10 protein-coding genes and 1 pseudogene are annotated in these 15,085 nt (G+C 73.1%); 4 read left to right on the top strand and 7 right to left on the bottom strand.

Annotated elements, in window-relative coordinates; translation table 11 throughout:
• Positions 1–122: 122 nt before the first annotated feature.
• Together AB0M03_RS18395 and AB0M03_RS18390 are read left to right on the top strand one after the other, a co-directional pair.
• Positions 123–3,965, top strand: a complete 3,843-nt coding sequence (locus AB0M03_RS18395; RefSeq protein ID WP_363492596.1) for an amino acid adenylation domain-containing protein — start codon at positions 123–125, stop codon at positions 3,963–3,965.
• A 47-nt stretch (positions 3,966–4,012) separates the two neighbouring features.
• Positions 4,013–4,237 (top strand): tautomerase family protein, encoded by a 225-nt coding sequence (locus AB0M03_RS18390; RefSeq protein WP_363492595.1) that lies wholly within the window; start codon positions 4,013–4,015, stop codon positions 4,235–4,237.
• A gap of 116 nt (positions 4,238–4,353) precedes the next feature.
• Here the strand turns inward: AB0M03_RS18390 and AB0M03_RS18385 are convergent, their stop codons facing one another.
• Positions 4,354–6,144: an ABC transporter substrate-binding protein gene (locus tag AB0M03_RS18385; RefSeq protein WP_363492594.1), complete on the bottom strand. Its 1,791-nt coding sequence runs from the start codon at positions 6,142–6,144 to the stop codon at positions 4,354–4,356.
• Between the two features lie 611 nt (positions 6,145–6,755).
• On the opposite strand from AB0M03_RS18385, the pseudogene AB0M03_RS18380 reads away from it, so the two are divergent.
• Positions 6,756–6,893, top strand: a pseudogene (locus AB0M03_RS18380) (IS982 family transposase); the annotation flags it as partial.
• Between the two features lie 67 nt (positions 6,894–6,960).
• Here AB0M03_RS18380 and AB0M03_RS18375 read toward each other — a convergent pair.
• From AB0M03_RS18375 to def, 4 genes are all read right to left on the bottom strand, one after another.
• On the bottom strand, positions 6,961–7,932 hold the full coding sequence (locus AB0M03_RS18375) for an aldo/keto reductase (protein WP_363492593.1): 972 nt from the start codon (positions 7,930–7,932) through the stop codon (positions 6,961–6,963).
• A gap of 129 nt (positions 7,933–8,061) precedes the next feature.
• Positions 8,062–9,492: a transcription antitermination factor NusB gene (locus AB0M03_RS18370; RefSeq protein WP_363492592.1), complete on the bottom strand. Its 1,431-nt coding sequence runs from the start codon at positions 9,490–9,492 to the stop codon at positions 8,062–8,064.
• Positions 9,493–9,565: 73 nt separating this feature from the next.
• A complete protein-coding gene (fmt, locus tag AB0M03_RS18365) occupies positions 9,566–10,501 on the bottom strand; it encodes a methionyl-tRNA formyltransferase (RefSeq protein ID WP_363492591.1) in 936 nt (311 codons plus the stop codon).
• A gap of 52 nt (positions 10,502–10,553) precedes the next feature.
• A complete protein-coding gene (gene def, locus AB0M03_RS18360; RefSeq protein ID WP_363492590.1) occupies positions 10,554–11,099 on the bottom strand; it encodes a peptide deformylase in 546 nt (181 codons plus the stop codon).
• Positions 11,100–11,347: 248 nt separating this feature from the next.
• Between def and AB0M03_RS18355 the strand changes: the two genes are divergently transcribed.
• A complete protein-coding gene (locus AB0M03_RS18355; protein ID WP_363492589.1) occupies positions 11,348–11,875 on the top strand; it encodes a hypothetical protein in 528 nt (175 codons plus the stop codon).
• A gap of 64 nt (positions 11,876–11,939) precedes the next feature.
• Here the strand turns inward: AB0M03_RS18355 and AB0M03_RS18350 are convergent, their stop codons facing one another.
• Together AB0M03_RS18350 and AB0M03_RS18345 are read right to left on the bottom strand one after the other, a co-directional pair.
• Positions 11,940–12,551, bottom strand: a complete 612-nt coding sequence (locus tag AB0M03_RS18350) for a hypothetical protein (RefSeq protein ID WP_363492588.1) — start codon at positions 12,549–12,551, stop codon at positions 11,940–11,942.
• Between the two features lie 308 nt (positions 12,552–12,859).
• Positions 12,860–14,926, bottom strand: a complete 2,067-nt coding sequence (locus AB0M03_RS18345) for a primosomal protein N' (RefSeq protein WP_363492587.1) — start codon at positions 14,924–14,926, stop codon at positions 12,860–12,862.
• Between the last annotated feature and the right edge of the window lie 159 nt (positions 14,927–15,085).

The following is a 15,085-nucleotide window of genomic DNA, read 5'->3' as shown; positions in this document are numbered from 1 at the left end:
AACGTCGGCGTGAACTCATAGTTTCGGTCTGTCTGACGGATGAGGATCCATTCGAATGGGGGGGTGCTATGGAACTCCTGGCCGCCGGCGGTCCGGATTCTGCGAGGCACGGAATTGATGAAGTGACGTCCCTGACCGACCTGCTCACGGCGCAGGCCGGGATTCGTCCCGACGACATCGCGGTGGAGTACGGGGACGAGCTCCTGTCCTTCCGCGGACTCCTGGACCGGGCCGCGGACCTCGCCTCCTGTCTGCGAGGTCTCGGCGTGGGACGCGACGACTGCGTTGGCGTCTTCCTCGAACCGTCCACGGCCCTGCCGGTGGGCGTCTGGGGCGTCCTCTTCGCCGGCGGCGCCTACCTCCCGCTGTCACCGGACTACCCCGACGAGCGCATCCGCGCGATGGCCGAGGATTCCCGTGCCAAGGTCCTCCTCACCGATGAGTCGCTCCGGGCCCGGCTCGCCGAGCTCGCACCGCCCGGCACCCGGATCATCACCCCGGCGGACGTGACCGTCGGTCCACGTCCCGCCGGGGACCCGTCGGACCGCCTGACCGCCTCTCCGGCCCCGGGCGACCTGGCCTACGTCATCTACACCTCGGGCAGCACCGGCAGGCCCAAGGGCGTGATGGTCGAGCACCGCAGCATCGTCCATCAGATGCTCTGGCTCGGCCGGGCGTACGGCCTGGGTCCGGCCGACACCGTCCTGCAGAAGACACCGATCAGCTTCGACGCCGCTCAGTGGGAGATCCTGGCGCCCTGCGTCGGCAGCCGGATCGTGCTGAGCGCGCCCGGGGCGTACCGGGACCCGGAGGGCCTGGTCGACACGGTCGTCCGGCACGGCGTGACCACGGTGCAGTGCGTGCCCACCCTTCTGCAGGCGCTGCTGGACACCGACCGGCTGCCCGAGTGCGCCTCGCTGACCCAGGTGTTCTGCGGCGGCGAGGCACTGCCTCGCCGTCTCGCGCAGCGCTTCGTCGAGACCCTGGAGAAGTGCGAACTGATCAACCTCTACGGGCCCACCGAGTGCACCATCAACGCCTCTGCCTTCACCGTGGACCCGGCCACCGTCGCAGACGGGCCGCCGGGCATCCCGATCGGCGCTCCCGTGGACGGCACGGTGTTCCACGTCCTGGACGAGCGGATGGCACCGGTGGCCCCCGGCTCGATCGGCGAGCTGTACATCAGCGGTGTCCAGGTCGCGCGCGGTTACCTGCACCGCCCGGACCTCACGGCCGAACGCTTCGTGCCCAATCCCTTCTCCGACCACCCGGCCCACGCCACCCTGTACCGCACGGGCGATCTGGTCCACGAGACGGACGACTCCCGGTTCCGGTTCGCCGGCCGCGCGGACCGGCAGGTGAAGCTGCGCGGGTACCGGGTCGAGCTGGACGAGATCCGGCTGGCCATCGAGGCGCACGACTGGGTCAGGAACGCCGCCGTCCTGGTCAAGGACGACCCCGCGACCGGCTACCAGAACCTCGTCGCCTGCATCGAACTCAGCCCGCGCGAGGCGGTGTTGATGGACCAGGGCAACCACGACCCACACCATGTCTCCAAGGCCAGCAGGTTCCAGGTACGGGCACAACTGGCCGACGGCGGCTGCCGCGACGCCGCGGACCTGGCCACCCGCCCCTTCGTCGAGCTGCCGGGCCGGACACCCACTCCCGAGCAGCGACGCCGGGTGTTCGCCCGCAAGACCTACCGGTTCTACGAGGGCGGTGAAATCCGCCCGTCGGACCTTCTCGCACTGCTCGGCAGACGGGTGCGGGGCACCGGCGCCCGACTGCCGAGCGCCCTCGACCTCACCGAACTCGGCGAGATCCTCCGCTACTTCGGCCAGTACCCGAGCGACGACCGGCTGCTTCCCAAGTACGGATACGCCTCACCCGGTTCGTTGTACGCCACGCAGCTGTACCTGGAGGTCGGCCACGGGATCCGCGGCCTGGCTCCCGGCTACTGGTACTACCACCCGGTGCACCACCGGCTCGTCCTGATCGAGGCGAAGCAGGTTCCGGGCCGGGCCGGTCTCCGCTTCCACTTCGTGGGCCGGAGGCGGGCGATCGAGCCGGTCTACCGCAACAACGTCCAGGAGGTCCTGGAGATCGAGGCCGGCCACATGGTCGGCCTGCTGGAGGAGGTGCTCCCCGCCCACGGGCTGGACCTCGCTCCCGCCCCGTACGCACCCGCCGAGAAGCGGCACCTGCACTGCGCCGCCGAGGACCACTACCTCGGAGCCTTCGAGCTCGTCCCGTTCCGTGCCGACCGGCCGGACGTCCCGGTGGACGTGTACGTGCAGGTCCACCCCGGACGGATCCGCGGCCTGGCCGCCGGTCAGTACCGCTACGCCGACGGCATGCTGCAGCGGATCTCCGACGAGCTGGTGCTCAAGCGACACGTCATCGCCATCAACCAGCAGGTGTACGAGCGCGCCGCGCTCGGCATCACGGTGGTGAGCCCGGCTCCCGTGGGCTGGCGGTCCTATCTGGACCTGGGGCGCAAGCTGCAGCAGCTTCAGATGAACGACTCCGCCTTCGGGTTCATGGCGGCCGGCTACAGCTCCAGGACCGGCAACGACCTGCCCGCCGCCAAGCGGATGGCGGACGTGCTGAGCGACGGCGGTCACCCCACCGGCCCCTCGTACTTCTTCGTCGGCGGGCGGGTCAGCGAGGAGCAGCTCGCCCACGAGGGCATGCGCGAGGACAGTGTCCACATGCAGGGCCCGGCGGAGATGATCAGGGCCGACCTGGTCGACCGGCTGCCGGACTACATGGTGCCCAACCGCTTGGTCGTCATGGACCGGCTGCCGCTCACCTCCAACGGAAAGATCGATGTCAGAGCGTTGGAGGCGTCCCCCGAGACCGACTTCGCGCCCGCGGACCGGCCGTTCGTCGCGCCGCGGACGACCACCGAGCGGATCATCCGTGAGCTGTGGCAGTCCCGGATGGGTCAGCAGGCGGCCTCGGTGCGGGACGACTTCTTCGAGCGCGGCGGCAACTCGCTGATCGCGGTCGGGCTGGTGAACCAGATCAACCGTCAGTTCGGCTGCTCCCTCCCGTTGCAGGTCCTGTTCGAGTCCCCGACCATCGAGGAGCTGGCCCGCCGGGTGGACGGGCAGCGCGGTGCCTCCACCTCCCGGCTGGTGCCGCTGGGCGCCGCGCGCTCGGGCCGGCCGGTCTACTGCTGGCCCGGTCTCGGCGGTTACCCGATGAACCTGCGGCCGCTGGCCCTGCGTCTGGGCCCGGAACGCCCGTTCTTCGGCATCCAGGCCCGCGGCGTCAACGCGGGCGAGCACCCGTGTGCCACCATCGCGGAGATGGCCGCGGAGGACGTGCGGGTGATCAGGGACCTCCAGCCCGAGGGCCCGTACACGCTGTGGGGCTACTCCTTCGGCGCACGGGTGGCATTCGAGACGGCCCACCTGCTGGAGCAGGCCGGCGAGCAGGTGGATCAACTGCTGCTGATCGCTCCCGGGCAGCCGAAGCTCCGCACGACCGGCGGCGGCCGGGCGTGCTACACCGACCCTGGATACCTGACCATCCTCTTCTCGGTGTTCGCCGGCACCGTCACCGGCCCTGCCCTGGACGAGTGCCTGCGCGCGACCGGGGACGAGGAGAGCTTCGTCTCGTACATCGTCGAGCACTTCGACGGCCTGGACCGGGAGCTGGTCGCGAGGATCACCACCATCGTCCGGCAGACCTACGAGTTCACCTACAACTTCGCCGAGCTGCGGACGAGGAGGATCCACGCCCCGGTGACCATCCTCAAAGCCGACGGCGACGACTACTCGTTCATCGAGAGCAGCAGCGGTTACTCGGCCGTCGGGCCGCAGGTCGTCAACCTCACGGCCGACCACTACGGCATGCTCCGCGAGCCCGGTGTGGAGGAGCTGGCCGGCGTCATCGCCGCCCGTCTCGGAACCGGCCGGCCCGGCGCCGACCGCCGTGACACGCCGGCTGCCCACTGACCGTCACCGAACGTCCCTCACCCCGTCCCGAGAAAAGAGGAACAGCCATGCCCCACGTCAACATCAAGCACTTCCCCACTCCGATCAGCGAGGAACAGAGGGCCCGACTGGTCGCCGCGATCACCGAGGCGTTGAAGGAGAACCTCCGCTGCACCGACGACGCGGTGTCGATCGCGCTCGAGCCGGTCGACCCGGCCGAGTGGAACGACCGGGTCTACGTCCCGGAGATCGTGGACCGCCGCGAACTGCTGTGCAAGGTGCCGAACTACTGATGCTCCCACCCATACCGTCGCGGGACCTCCCGTGAACGGCTGCCGGTGGTCGCACGGCGAATGGCCGGGGTTCCGAAGAACCCCGGCCATTCACCCGCGCCCCGGGTGCGGTGGCGCTACGGCTTCACGTACAGCCGCGTCGCGTCGATGTTGGCGAAGAACTTGTGGTACGTCGCGCCACCGACGTGCGAGCCGGACATCTGCAGCTGCTTGTAGTAGACCGTCGGAACGGCCGGGACGTCGTTCCTGGCGATCGAGTCGCTCAGGGCCATCCACGCCGACGCGGCCTTCTGCGGGTCGGTCATGGTCTTGATGCAGTCGATCCGCCGGTTGACCCGGGGATCGTCGAGCATCGAGTAGTTGGAGGAGCCGTTGGCGACCGTCCGGCCGTCGAAGACCGGCGGGAGCACGGTCAGACCGCTGGGCCAGTCCGCGCCCCACGCCGAGCCGTACATGTCGAAGGTGTTGTCGGTCTTCCCGATGGTGTCGTAGTAGTTGCGGCCCGGGATCGCGACGCGCTCCACGTCGAAGCCGGCCTTCTCCAGCGCGGTCTCGATGGCCGCCGAGTACTGCTGGGCGGCGGGGCTGTCCACGAAGGCGTAACGGACCTTCATGCCGAGCTTGTGCTCGCTCGCGAGGATCCGGCGGGCCTTCGCCGGCTCGCCCTCAGGGTGCGCGACCTTTCCGAGCGGGTCGCTCTTCCGGTAGCCGGGCAGGGTGGGGCTGATGAAGCTGCCGGCCAGTTCGGCGCCGTACGCGCCGCCTTGGGCGTCGTAGACGGCCTTGGTCGGGATGGCGTAGGCGAGGGCGAGCCTCAGTCGCCGGTCGGTGATCCGCCGGGTGTTGAAGTTGATCTGGGCGACGTACGGCTGGTAGCCCGCGAGGGTCCGTTGCGCCATACCCGGGTCGGCCATGATCGCGGCGATGCTGTCCCGGTCCACCGAGTTCGTGAACGAGGTCGCGGTCCGGTCGTCACCGGTGTCGTTCATCATGCGGTGGGTGGAGTCCACACTGGAGACGCCGAAGGAGATCTGGAACGTGTCCGGGTACTGGTGGCGTGCCGAGTCCGTGGCCGCGTCCCACTGGGTGTTGCGGACCAGGGTCATCGAGGTGCCCGGCTTGAACTCCTGGATCCGGTAGGGGCCGGAGGCCACCGGTGCCAGGTCGTACGCCTCCTTGGTGTCCTTGGCCCTGGGAACCGCACCGTAGCCGGCGAGCGCCAGTGCGTAGGGAAGGTCGGGCTGCGCCTTCTTGAAGTGGAAGACGATCGTCTTCGCGTCCGGAGTGGCGAGCACGGAGTCCGGCAGGTGGCTGCCCGTGTACGGGCCCTCGGGCAGCAGGTTGCGGTAGTCCGCGCCGCTGGTGTCCGCCAGCCAGTGCTGGAGGTAGGTCGGGCCGTTGGTGACGAACGGCGCGAAGAGGCGCTCGACGGACTGGCGGATGTCGGCCGAGGTGATCGGCGTGCCGTCCTCCCACCTGATGCCGTCCTTGAGCGTGTACGTCCAGGTCTTTCCACCGTCGGTCATCCGGCCGCTGTCGGTGGCGAGATCGCCGACGAGCGTGTAGGCGCCCGCGTTGTCGAGTCGGTAGGTGGTCAAGCCGCGGTGGATCAGCGTGGCCAGCTGCGCCTGGTTGTTGACCCGGATCTGGGCGGGGTCCAGGTGGCCGAAGGTGTCCTGCTGGAGCACGTTGAGGGTGCCGCCGCCGATGGCCCCGGGAATCGGCTGCGCGGGACCGGTGGACCCCGCGGCATCGGCAAAGGTGATCCCTGCGGGGTCCGTGCCCGCGGCCTGGACGCTCGGGCCGGTCTGCGCGCCCGCGGCCGCCGTCGCGGCGGTGCCGCCGGTGAGGATCAGCGATCCCGCGGTGACGGCCACCAGGGCGATTCTGGCACTGGATCTGGACATACCGGATATGTCGGCCACACGAGCCATAGAGGTACCCCCCATTTTGTCGGAGTAGGAGTGCGTGGACGGCGGACAGCTCGCGTCGGGGCGGGTGTCCTGCCGGTGTGAACGCCTGCGGACGCCCCGCGTCGGCCATGGCTGCGGTCCGTCGGATCGCACCGCCGCCCGGCAGTCGGCCGGGACCGGTGAGTTCGAACCGAACTCCCGCCGGAACGAAGCCGATTGTTGTCGAATTCCGATGGAATGCGTGTGCGGCGTTCATTCGCCACGACTCTCCCAATCGCCGCCTTCGCCGGTCAAGGGTGCGGCGCCTCCGCTATGTGAACGGGATGGTTCGGAATAATGCAATGGCACCCTGCACGTTCCGGCAGCCCGTGTCCGAGGGGATGTGTCCGCCGTCCGGCCTGCCGCATCGCGCCGTCGTCCCCTCCCCGCACAGGCTGTCCGCGATGGCTGTCGACCGACGCACCGTGCTGCGCTCCACGGCCCGTCCGGCCGCTGTCACCGCCACCGGTGGTCTGCTCGCCGGCACGACCCCGAGCGCCGTCGCAAGCACGAACGCGCCGCCCTGCACGGCCCGCCCATCGCGTTCGCGCCGACCGGCGTCGAAGCTCGAGCGACACCGGGGCCGCACACCCGGCGGCGTCATGGTTCGCGTCCTCCGGCGGATCCTCGCACCGACCGCCGCGATCCGGCACAACGACCGCACCGGCCGGCCCGTCGTACGCCCGCTGACGGCGTACGACCACCGAACCCCTCGGCATCAATCATCCAGTACCTGCCCGGGCGCGGCCGCGCCCGGGCAGGCCACCTGTGCTACCAGGCGTAGTCCTCGGGGGCGGTGCGGTGGCCCGGGAAGATCTCGTCCAGGCGCTCCAGGGTCTTCTGGTCCAGCGTCAGCTCCAGCGCGCGGTCGGCCGCGTGCAGCTGGTCCAGGGTGCGCGGGCCGACGATCGGGGCGGTGACGCCCTCGCGGGAGAGCAGCCAGGCCAGGGCGATGTCGCCGGGCTCGTGGCCGAGTTCGGCGGCGAGGTCCTCGTACGCCTGGATCTGCTCGCGGTGCTTCTCCAGGGTCTCGGCGGCCCGGCCGGAGGCGCGCCGCACGCCCTCGCGCTCCTTGCGCAGGACGCCGCCGAGCAGGCCGCCGTGCAGCGGCGACCAGGGGATGAGGCCGAGACCGTAGTGCCGGGCGGCGGGCAGCACCTCGAGCTCGACGCTGCGCTCCAGCAGGTTGTAGAGCGACTGCTCGCTGGTCAGGCCGAGGAAGTTGCGGGCCCTGGCGGTCTCCTGGGCCTGCGCGATGTGCCAGCCGGCGAAGTTGCTCGACCCCACATAGACGATCTTGCCCTGGGCGGTGAGCACCTCCATCGCCTGCCAGATCTCCTCCCAGGGAGTCGCCCGGTCGATGTGGTGCATCTGGTAGAGGTCGATGTGGTCGGTCTGCAGGCGCCTGAGGCTGGCGTCGACCGCGCGGCGGACGTGGAGTGCGGAGAGCCTGCCCTCGTTGGGCCACTCCCCCATGTCGCCGTACAGCTTGGTGGCGATGACGGTCTTCTCGCGGCGGCCGCCGCCCCGGGCGAACCAGTTGCCGATGATCTCCTCGGTGCGGCCCTTGTTCTCGCCCCAGCCGTAGACGTTGGCGGTGTCGAAGAAGTTGATGCCCAGTTCGTGGGCGGTGTCCATGATCCGGTGGGCGTCGTCCTCCTCGGTGTGCGGACCGAAGTTCATGGTGCCGAGGCAGAGCCGGGAGACGGTGAGGCCGGTGCGGCCGAGGTGGGTGAACTCCATGGGCCCCACCCTCTGCCACCCGGCCACCGCTGTCCAGGATTTCGTTCGCGCCGTGGATCAATCCCGTCGGCGGCGCCGCACCCGGCCCGACCGGCCGTCAGCGGGGCGCCGCCGCCGGGAACGCGGGCGTCAGGCCGTCCGGCGCAGCAGTGCGAGGTACATCGCGTCGGTGCCGTGCAGGTGGGGCCAGAGCTGGACGTCCGGGCCGTCGCCGAGGGCGGGGACGCCGGGCAGCAGCGGGCGGGCGTCGATCCACTCCAGGCCGCTCTCGCCGCGCAGCACGTCGTCGACGACCGCGCGGGTCTCGGCCAGGTGCGGCGAGCAGGTGGCGTAGCCGACCACGCCGCCGATGCGGGTGGCGCGGATCGCCCCGCGCAGCAGGTCGCGCTGGAGCGGGCCGAAGCCGGCGATGTCGTCGGGGCGGCGGCGCCAGCGGGCCTCCGGGCGGCGGCGCAGTGCGCCGAGGCCGGAGCAGGGCACGTCGACCAGGACGCGGTCGAAGGTGCCGGGCGCCCAGGCGGGCCGGGTGCCGTCGGCGGCGATCACGGTGTACGGGCCGGGGTTGCCGGCGAGGGCGCGGGCGACCAGGCGGGCGCGGTGCGGCTGCTTCTCGGAGGCGACGAGGGCGGCGCCGCGTTCGGCGGCGAGTGCGCCGAGCAGGGCGGCCTTGCCGCCGGGGCCGGCGCAGCCGTCCAGCCAGAGGCGGTCCGGGCCGTCCAGCGGGGCGGCGGCGAGGGCGAGGGCGACGAGCTGGCTGCCCTCGTCCTGGACGCCGGCCCGGTTCTCGCGGACGGCGGCCAGCCCGGCCGGGTCGCCGCCCTCGGCGAGCCGCAGCGCGTACGGGGACCAGCGGCCGTCCCCGGCCTCGGGCAGGGCCTCGCGGAGTTCGGCGACGGTGGCGCGGCCGGGCCGGGCGACGAGGGTGACCTCGGGGCGGTCGTTGTCGGCGCGCAGGAGTTCCTCGATGGCGGTGCGGCCGGAGGCGTCGGGCTGCCAGCGGCCGAGGGCGTCCCAGAGCGAGGAGACCACCCAGCGGGGGTGGGAGTGGACGACGGCGAGGTGGTCCTCGGCGTCCTCGTCGTACGGCGGGGCGACCTGCTCGATCCAGGCGTCGAGGTCCTGGGCGCTGATCCGGCGGAGCACCGCGTTGACGAACTTGGCCCGTCCGTCGCCGAGCACCGCGCGGGCGAGTTCGACGGTGGCGGAGACCGCGGCGTGGGTCGGGATGCGGGTGGCGAGCAGCTGGTGGGCGCCGAGCGAGAGCACGTCCAGGACGGGCGGGTCGACCTCGCGCAGCGGGCGGTCGATGCAGGCGGCGATGATCGCGTCGTAGGTGCCCTGGAGGCGCAGCGTGCCGTAGACCAGTTCGGTGGCGAGGGCCGCGTCGCGGCGGTCCATGCCCTTCTGCTCGGCCTCGCGGAGCAGCGAGGGCAGGACGAGGTTGGCGTAGGCGTCGCGCTCGTCGACGGCGCGCAGGGCGCGGAAGGCGACGATCCGGGCCGGGTCCTTCTTGGGGCGGCGGTGCGGGCGGGGTGCGCGCTTGGCGCTGGGCGTGGTCACAGGTGCCTCGAATGTGCTGCGGAGGAAGGGTGGTTCGGGTTGTTGCCGCAGGGGCGGCGGGTTTGCGGCAGGGTCAGTCGCCGAGCCGCTCGCCGGACTCGATGCGGACCCCTCGGGCCCAGTCTGCCGCCCGCATCTGCTTCTTGCCCTGCGGCTGGACGTCGCCGAGTTCGATCTCGTGGCTGCCGGTGCCGACGCGGACGCTGCGCTTGGTCACGGCGAGCTCGCCGGGGGCCAGCTCGGAGGAGCCGGTGACCAGGGTGACCGGGCCGGCGAGCTTGAGCCGCTCGCCGCGGAAGACCGTCCAGGCGCCGGGGGCGGGGGCGCAGCCGCGGACGAGGCGGTCGACCCGCAGGGCGGGGTGGTGCCAGTCGATCCGGGCGTCCTCGACGTTGATCTTGGGGGCGACGGTGACGCCGTCGGCGGGCTGCGGGACGGCGTGCAGGTTGCCGTCCTCGATGCCGTCCATGGTGGCGGCGAGCAGGCGGGCGCCGGAGTGCGAGAGGCGGGTCAGCAGGTCGCCGCTGGTGTCGGCGGGGCGGATCTCCTCGGTGACGACGCCGTACACCGGGCCGGAGTCCAGGCCCTCCTCGATGAGGAAGGTGGAGGCGCCGGTGACCTCGTCGCCGGCCATCACCGCGTGCTGCACCGGGGCGGCGCCGCGCCAGGCGGGCAGCAGCGAGAAGTGCAGGTTGACCCAGCCGTGCCGGGGGATCTCCAGGGCGGCGGGGCGCAGCAGGGCACCGTAGGCGACCACCGGGCAGCAGTCGGGGGCGAGTTCGGCGAGGCGGGCGAGGAAGTCCGGGTCGCTCGGCTTCGCGGGCTTGAGCACCTCGATGCCGGCCTCCTCGGCGCGCTGGGCGACCGGGCTGGCGACCGTGCGGCGGCCGCGGCCGGAGACCGCGTCGGGGCGGGTCACCACGGCGACCACCTCGTGCCGGTCGGAGGCCAGCAGGGCGTCCAGGGCGGGGACGGCGACCTCGGGGGTGCCGGCGAAGACGAGGCGCATGGGTGCCTTTCTCGGAGCGGTTCCTCGGGCCCGGCGGGGCGGCGGAGGAGGGTCAGCGGGCGGAGCCGAAGGTGGAGTGCGGGGACAGCCGGACGGTCGGCGCCGGCCCCTCGCCCCAGTCGGCCTCGCGGATGGCCTTGAGCGCGGCCTTGCGCGCCTCGCGGTCGAGGCGGTCGACGAAGATGATGCCGTCGAGGTGGTCGGTCTCGTGCTGGATGCAGCGGGCGAGCAGCTGGGTGCCCTCGATCGTCACCGGGTCGCCGTGCATGTTGAAGCCCCTGGCGACGACGCCGTAGGCCCGCTTGGTCTCGAAGCGCAGGCCCGGCAGCGAGAGGCAGCCCTCGGGGCCGTCCTGCTCCTCATCGGTGAGCGACAGGTCGGGGTTGATCAGGTGGCCGACCTCGCCGTCCACGTTGTAGGTGAACACCCGCAGCGATATGCCGAGTTGGGGCGCGGCGAGACCGGCGCCGGGGGCGTCGAGCATGGTGTCGGTGAGGTCCTTGACCAGGCGCCGCAGCTCCTTGTCGAAGGTGGTCACCGGCTTGGCCGTGGCGCGGAGCACCGGGTCGCCGAAGATCCTGATCGGCTGGATCGCCATGGCTGCGGAGGCTCCTCGGGGCGTCGGCGGCGGAGAACGTACCCGGAGAGTCTATGCAATGGGCACGGCCCGCCGGGGCCGGGTTCGGCGAGGTCGGGGCGGGTGGGCGGTGGTCGCGGAATTCCCATCGACCTTCTCGGACGGGCGCGTTACCCGGGCCAGGGGTCGGGCGTTGGTCAAGTGGAATTGACCGGGACGCAGTGGCGTCACGGTCGCAGCCGACGGTACGGAGAGGTGGCGCCGAGGCCATGGCCGAGCAGATCAACCACGATGCAAGGGCGCGGGCGAGCCTGCACCTGCTGGTGCGGGACATCGAGCGGGTCCGGCGCCAGGTGGACGCCCTGCGCACCCTGACCGCCCAGCTGGGGAACGTCTACCGGCCGCGCCGGCCCAGCACCTCGGCGGGTTTCGTCGTGTACGGGCGGGCTCCCGCGCCGACCGTCCGGCTGGCGCAGGAGCTGCGGGAGAGCGTGGAGACGCTGGTGGCGGCGGCGGTCGAGTTCGACCGGGCGCTCGGCTTCTCCTGGGACTCGGTGGGCTCCGCGCTCGGGGTGACCAAGCAGGCGGTGCACCGCCGGTACGGGATGCGCCGGCCCGCCAACGAGCTGCTGGCGGCGGTCTCGGTGCCGGCGTCCTCCGCGCCGCGCGAGGAGCAGTCCGCCGAGCCGGTCCACGAGCGGGCCGAGGCCTCCGCGGCCGGCGACCTCTCCGGGACGGTGCCGCAGGCCCGGCAGGGCGGGCTGGGCGTCCCGCACGGCGCCCGCATCGCCCGCTGACCCGGCGGCCGCGGTCTGCCGTCCCGTCCGTGGGCGCCTGCAGACCGCGGGCGCGGGGCGGGTGTCAGCGCCCTGCCTCCTCGTAGGCCGCGACCTTCTCCGAGACGCCCTCGAGCAGCGGCTCGAGCCGGTCGACCGGCTTCTGGTACTCGGCGACCCGGCCGTCGGACCACTGTCCGAGCCCGACGACCATCGCCCGTCCCTGTCCGGTGAACGACTGCACCATGCCGCTGTCCGGGGGCAGGGTGGGCAGGCCGGAGCCGGGCGGCGGCGCCTGCGCGCCCACCTGGTAGGAGTCGAAGGCCATCGTCAGCCTGGTGACCAGCTTCACGGTGTCGGCCGGGTCCTTCATGGTGAAGACCGCCAGGTTGAACTGGTTGTTCTGCGCGTCCTTGTAGAGCGCGACCTGCTCACCGACGCAGCCCCTGCTCTCCTCGATCATGGTCGCCAGCAGCGGCCCGACCGAGTCCGGCTCGGTGCAGCTCTTCAGCACGACGGCGCCCACCTTGGTGAACACCGCGCCGCCCGCTCCCTTCACCTGGGCGGGGAAGGCCTCGGCCGGCGGCACCATCGGGCGGTCGGAGAGCGGCGCGGCCGCGACGCCGGTGCTCGGCGGGGCGGAAACGGTCGGCGACGCGGGGGCCGTCGGCGGGGCGGAAGCGGTCGGCGGGGCCACCGGGGCGTCCTCGTCGGCCGGCTGCCCGAGGAACGTGAACGCCGCGAAGGTCAGTGCCGCGGCCGCCGCGGCGAAGGCGACGTTGCGCGGCCACGCCGCTTGAACCGGTCCGGCACCGGAGGGCCCGGTACCGGACTCTCCTTGACGGTCGCGGCCCGGACGAAGTCCTCGTCGAGCACCACGTCGAACGGGTCGCCGGACGGCCGCTCCGGGCCCTGGTCACTGTTTCTTCTCGACACGGAGCAACCCTGGTGATCAGCGGGTTTGCGCCGACAACCCGCCGGTCGCGGCTCGATCACCGTTTTGGATCAACCGATGTCGGGCGGGTCGACGCGGATCCGCACCGGATCGGCGCCGCGCAGCGCCAGCCGGGCGATCTGCGCCGCCTTCAGGGCCGAGGCCAGCGCAGCGCCCTGCCCCGGCGGGACCCGCAGCAGCGCCCGCTCGACCTCCTCCGCCCTGCCCCCGGGCACCGGCACCGGGCCCAGGACGTCGGCGCCCTCGGGCAGCCTGAGCAGGCCGAGCAGGTCCGCCACCGCCCGGGGCGACCCGGTGACCGAGGCCATCCGGGAGACCGGCGGGAAGTGCAGCAGCTCCCGTTCCTCCAGCTCGGTGGCGGCATGGCCGGCCGGGTCCCAGCGGACCAGGGCCTGCACGGGGCGGGCGGTCGGCTCGGCGACCACGACGACCGTGCCGCCCTCGGCGGCGGGCCGCACAAGGGCGGCGGCGGTCAGCCAGCGGCGCAGCGCCTCCTCGCCGGCCCGCAGGTCGGGGCGGGTGAGCAGCGCCCAGCCGTCCAGCAGCAGGGCGGCCGCGTACCCGCCCTCGGCGACCGGTTCGGCCCCCGGGGTGGAGATCACCAGTGCGGGTGTGCCCGGGACGGCGGCCAGCACCGACTCCCGTCCGGAGGCCCGTACCGGCACCCGGGGGAAGGCCTTGCCGAGTTCCTCGGCCGTCCGCCGGGCGCCGACCACCTGGGCGCGCAGCCGGAACGAGCCGCACTCGGCGCAGTGCCAGTCCGGCTCGTCCGTGCCGCACCAGGCGCAGGTGAGCGGCACCTCGGCCCCGGCCGACTGCAGCGGGCCGCCGCAGGGCCGGCAGCGGGCCGGTGTCCGGCAGCGCCCGCAGGCCAGGCTCGGTACGTATCCGCGCCGCGGCACCTGGATCAGCACCGGGCCGCGGGCCAGCGCCTCGCGCGCCACCTCCCAGGCCACCGTGGGCAGCCGGGCGGCCTGTGCCGCGGCGTCCCTGGCCTGGTCCTGGTCGGTCACCGTGCGCACCCGCGGGGCCAGCGCACGGACGGTCTCGCGCTCGGCGGCCAGCGGCCGCGCCCAGCCGGTCTGCAGCAGCCGGGCCGCCTCGACCGTCGTGGAGAGCCCGCCGAGCAGCACGCCGGTGCCCTCCTCCGCTGCCCGCAGCAGCGCCACCTCCCGGACGTGCAGGTACGGGGCGTTCGGGTCGCTGTGGCTGCTGTCGCCGTCGGACCAGACGGCGATCAGCCCGAGGTCGCGCACCGGCGCGAACACGGCCGCCCGGGTGCCGACCACGGCGCGCACGGAGCCGCGGCTCACCGCCAGCCAGCTCCGGTACCGCTCCTGCGGGCCGGCCTCCGCGGCCAGCACCGTGTGCCGGCCCGCACCGAGCAGGTCGGTCAGTGCCTCGTCGACCCGGGCGACGGCCCGGCCGTCCGGCAGGACGACCAGTGCGCCGCGGCCGGAGGCCAGGGCGGCGGCCACGGCCCGGGCGATCTCGGCGGGCCAGCCGGGGCCCGGCAGTGCCGTCCACACGGCGCGCGGGGCGTGGCCGGCGGCCAGTGAGTCGAGGAAGGACGGGCCCTGCGGGTAGTCGGTCCAGCTGCCCGGCTCCGGTGCGGCGGGCGGCGGCAGCGGGCGCGGGGAGGGCTCGGCCTCGGCACCGGCGTGCCGCGGCGGCACCGCGAGTTGGAGGACGTCGGCGAGGCTGCCGGCGTAGCGGTCGGCGACGGCGCGGCACAGCCGCAGCAGGGCCGGGGTGAGCACCCGCTCCGGGGAGAGCACCCTGGCCAGCGGCGCCAGCGGGCCGGCGTAGTCGGAGGTGGCGCGGCGTTCCACGACGAAGCCGTCGTGCAGGGCGCCGCCCTCGCGGCGGCCGGAGGCGGCGACCCGTCCGCCGAACCGCACGCGGACCCGCACCCCGGGCAAGGCGTCCTCGGCCATCGCTGCGGGCACCGCGTAGTCGAAGTACTGGTCGAGGCTGAGCACGCCCTTGTCCACCAGCACCCGCGCCACCGGGAGCTCGGCGGCCAGCTCGACGCCCCGGGCGGCCCGCGGCCTGGCCTTGCGCACCGTCTCCCGGATGAACGCCAGCTGCTCGCCGGCGCCGTCTTGGCCGCTCATCCACCCTCCGCACTACCCGTCCGCCGCCAACATAGCCGACCGCGCCGACAGGTCCGCCCGCCGCGCGGACCGGCCGCGGAGGCCGCCGTCCGGCCGGGTGCGGGAAGCCGGGTGCGGGAACGCCGGAGGCGGCAGCCCCCGAGTGGGTGGCTGCCGCCT

Origin of the sequence: Kitasatospora sp. NPDC051914, from assembly GCF_040680995.1 — a bacterium.
Taxonomy (GTDB): Bacteria; Actinomycetota; Actinomycetes; order Streptomycetales; family Streptomycetaceae; genus Kitasatospora.
The sequence above is the reverse complement of the archived record's forward strand: the minus strand, read 5'-3'. Positions and strand labels throughout refer to the sequence as shown.